General features: G+C 77.2%; 2 protein-coding genes and 1 pseudogene. All 3 read left to right on the forward strand.

Annotation, left to right across the window (positions count from 1 at the left end; all coding sequences use genetic code 11):
- The coding region (locus ABZ914_RS48615; protein ID WP_500201396.1) for a glucose-6-phosphate isomerase at window positions 1-1,447 on the forward strand (1,447 nt) is incomplete at its 5' end.
- A gap of 115 nt (window positions 1,448-1,562) precedes the next feature.
- Entirely contained in the window at window positions 1,563-3,248 is a 1,686-nt protein-coding gene (locus tag ABZ914_RS48620) for a phosphoheptose isomerase (RefSeq protein WP_500201397.1), read from the forward strand.
- Window positions 3,245-3,549, forward strand: a pseudogene (locus ABZ914_RS48625) (glucose-6-phosphate isomerase); the annotation flags it as partial. The gene ABZ914_RS48620 and the pseudogene ABZ914_RS48625, both read left to right, overlap by 4 nt.

A 3,549-nucleotide genomic window follows, 5' to 3' on the forward strand; every position in this document is an offset into this window, starting at 1 on the left:
CGGGCCGGCCGACGAGTTCCGCGGCGCGGGCCTGGACCGCATCGTGGTCGCGGGGGCGGGCGGCCCGGCGATCGCCGCCGAGGCGGTCCACCGGACCGCGGCCCGCACCGGGCCGGACGCCGAGCTGGTCGTCCTGGACACGACGGACCCGCACGAGGTGTCCGGGGTCCTGTCGGGGGACCTCGGGCGCACGGTGGTGGTCGTCGTGGGCGACGACGTCGAGGCGCGGTCGCTGCGCCGCGTCTTCGGGCGGGCGTTCTCCGAGGCGGGGCTGAGCCGCGCCGAGCTGGCCCGCCGGTTCGTCCTGGTCGACGAACCCGGGTCGGAGGCGGAACGCGCCGCCCGCGACGTCGGCCACCATTTCGTGGAGGCCGAGACGGACGTCGACGGCCGCTTCGGCGCGCTCGGCGTGCGGGCGCTGGTGCCCGCCGCGCTCGCGGGCACGGACGTCCCGGCCCTGCTGGACGAGGCGGACCGGCTCGCGGGCGCGCTGCGCCAGCCCTACGCCAACCCGGCGCTGGCGCTCGGCGCCGCGCTCGCCTCGTCGGCGCTCGGCGGCCGCGACAAGCTCGTCCTCGCCGACCACGGCTCGGGGCTGCACGGCTTCCCCGCCTGGGCGGAGCAGCTGGTGGCGGGCGCTCTCGGCAAGGACGGCCGGGGGCTGCTGCCGGTCGTCGTGGAGAGCGTGGACTCCCCCGGTTTCGACCTGACCGGCGACGTGCGCCGGGTGATCCTGGGCCGCCGCCCGGACGAGCCCGGGCCGGGCCGCGAGGCGGGGGTGAGCGTGGCGGGCCCGCTCGGCGCGCAGTTCCTGCTGTGGGACTACGCGGTGGCGGTGGCCGCCCGGGTGATCGGTGTGGACCCGTTCGCCGAGCCGGACACCGGCGAGTCGCGGGACAGCACGGCGGCGCTGCTGCGCTCGGAGGAGGGCACGGCCCCGACGGTGGTGCGGCGCCCGCCGGCGCTGGTGTCGGACGCGGTGGAGGTGCACGCGCCGGAGGAGGCGCTGCGCGGCGCGAAGACGCTGGGAGAGGCACTGGAGACGTTCCTGGAGGACGTCCCGGACGGCGGCTACCTCGCCGTCCTGGCCTACCTGGACCGGTCCGGGGAGGCGGCGGCGGCCGGGCTGCGGCCGCTGCTGGCGGCCCGCGGCGCCAGGCTGCGCAGGAATCCCGTGCCGGTCACGTTCGGCTGGGGGCCGCGGTACCTGCACGCGACGGGCCAGTACCACAAGGGCGGGCCGCGCAACGGCATGTTCTTGCAGGTCACAGGCGCGGTGACGACCGACGTCCCGGTGCCCGGACGGCCCTTCACGCTCGGCGAGCTGCAGCTGGCGCAGGCGTTCGGGGACCAGCGGGTGCTGCGTTCGCTCGGCCTCCCGGCGTTCCGGCTGCATCTGCGCGACCGCGCCGAGGGTCTCGCGCAGCTGATCGAGGCGCTGAGCTGACCGAGGAGCACGGCTGCTCTTCCGCGTCCGGTTCGGCAACCGGAGGCAGAAGATCGATGGAGATGGTCGCGGATGCCCTTTCTCTCCTGAAACGATAGGGGGCAGGAGGGAAAGCGTGTCCGGATTCGACGTACTGACGCGCGGCGACGTGCTCGACTCGGCGCTGCAGGCGAGGGACTACCTCGTCGGCTGCGGCGTCCCGGGCGCGCTGGCCGCGAAGGACCCGCGGCTGTGGGGGCGGCGCGCGGTCGACCACAGCAGGCTGGGCTGGCTGGACCTGCCGTTCGCGTCGCGCGGGCTGCTGAAGCAGGTGGACGGGCTGGTCGCCGAGGCGCGCTACTCCGGCCTGGACCACATCGTGCTGATCGGGGTGGGCGCGGAGAGCCTCGCCGCCCAGGCGATCGTGGAGGCGCACGCGCCCGCCCTCGCCGGCGGGGGCGGCGCCCCGGGCGGCCCCGGCGGCGGGCTGACGGTGCTGGACGGCAGCGACACCGCCGCGCTGGCGTTCGCGCTGGAGCGGCTCGACCGGACGCTGGTCGTGCTGGCGAGCAAGGCGGGCGTGTCGCTGGAGGGCGACGCCTACCGGCGGATCTTCGCGGGCGCGTTCCGCGAGCGCGGCCTGTCGGAGCGGGAGATCGCGGGCCGCTTCCTGGTGATCACCGACCACGGCAGCCCGCTGCACGACTTCGCCCGCCAGTGCGGGTACCGGATCGGGCTCACCGACCCGTACCTGCCGGGCCACTACGGCGCGCTGTCGGCCTACGGGCTGGTCCCGGCGGTGCTGGCGGGCGCCGACGCGGGGCGGCTGCTGGAGGAGGCGGCGTCGCTGGTGCCGTCGCTGTCCAAGGACGAGGACAACCCCGGGCTGCTGCTCGGCGCGGTCCTCGGCGGCTGCGCCCAGCAGGGGCCGGGCGGCGTCACCCGCGACAAGGTGGTGCTGCGCGAGCCCGGCGGGTCCGGCGCGCTCAGCGCCTGGATCTCGCAGCTGCTCGCGGTCGGCACCGGCAAGCGGGGCCGCGGGGTGCTCGCGCTGGAGCCGCCCGGCGGCAAGGGCGGCTTCCCCGACCTGCACGGCATCTCGATCAATCCGCGGTCGGCGGCGCAGGAGGAGGCCGACACCTCGGTGTGGGCGCCGCTCGGCGCGCAGTTCGTGCTGTGGGAGTACGCGACGGCCGTGGCCGGGTGGCTGCTCGGCGTGAACCCGTTCGAGGCGGGCAGCGCGGCCGTCCAGGAGGCGGAGGACGACGCGGCGACGCTGCTGCGCTCTGCGGGCGCCGGGCCGCTGCCCACCGGGCGGCCGGTGTACGTCGAGGACGACATCGAGGTGCACGCCGACTTCGCGTGGCCGTCGGGCGCCGACCTCGGGACGGTGCTGGGCGGGCTGATCGCCTCGGTGCCCGCCGACGGCTACCTGTCGGTGCTGACGTACCTGTCGGGCGACTTCTCGGGCCGGTACCTGGCGCCGTCGCTGTCGCGCGCCGCCGGGCGGCCGGTCGTGTACGGGCCGGGCCCGGCGTACCCGCACGCCACCGGCCCGATCCACAAGGACGGGCCGGGCAACGGCGCGTTCCTGGTCATCACGGGCGATCCGGCGCCGGGCGACGCGCTGGCGGCGCATCCGGTGCCGGGACGGCCGTACGGGCTGGCGAAGCTGCAGCTGGCGCGGGCGCTGGGCGAGGTCCGGGCGCTGCGGCAGCGGCGGCTGCCGGTGGTGCGCCTGCACCTGCGCAACCCGGTCGAGGGCGCGGGCCGGCTGATCGAGGCCGTTCGAGCGGTGGCGGGGGCGGGACCCCGGTCGTGAGCTTCACCGCCGTCGTCTCGGGGGAGACGGCCATCACCGCGCGCGGGCCGGTCAGGGAGGCCGCCGAGCGGGTGCTGGGGCGCCTGTGGATCGACCAGGTGCCGGTGCGCCTCGCCTCGGAGGATCCGGCGCTGTGGCCCTCGGCGGCGACGGCGGCGGTGGACGGGCGGCCGCTGTGCTGGCCCGGCCAGCCGGGGCCCGGACGGGCCGCTTTGGACCGTGCCGCCGAGCTGGTGGCGGACGCCCGCGCGGCCGGGCTGACCGAGGTGGCGCTGCTGGGGCGGGGCGCTCCGGCGCGCGC

Origin of the sequence: Spirillospora sp. NPDC046719, assembly GCF_040645715.1 — a bacterium.
Taxonomy (GTDB): Bacteria; Actinomycetota; Actinomycetes; order Streptosporangiales; family Streptosporangiaceae; genus Spirillospora.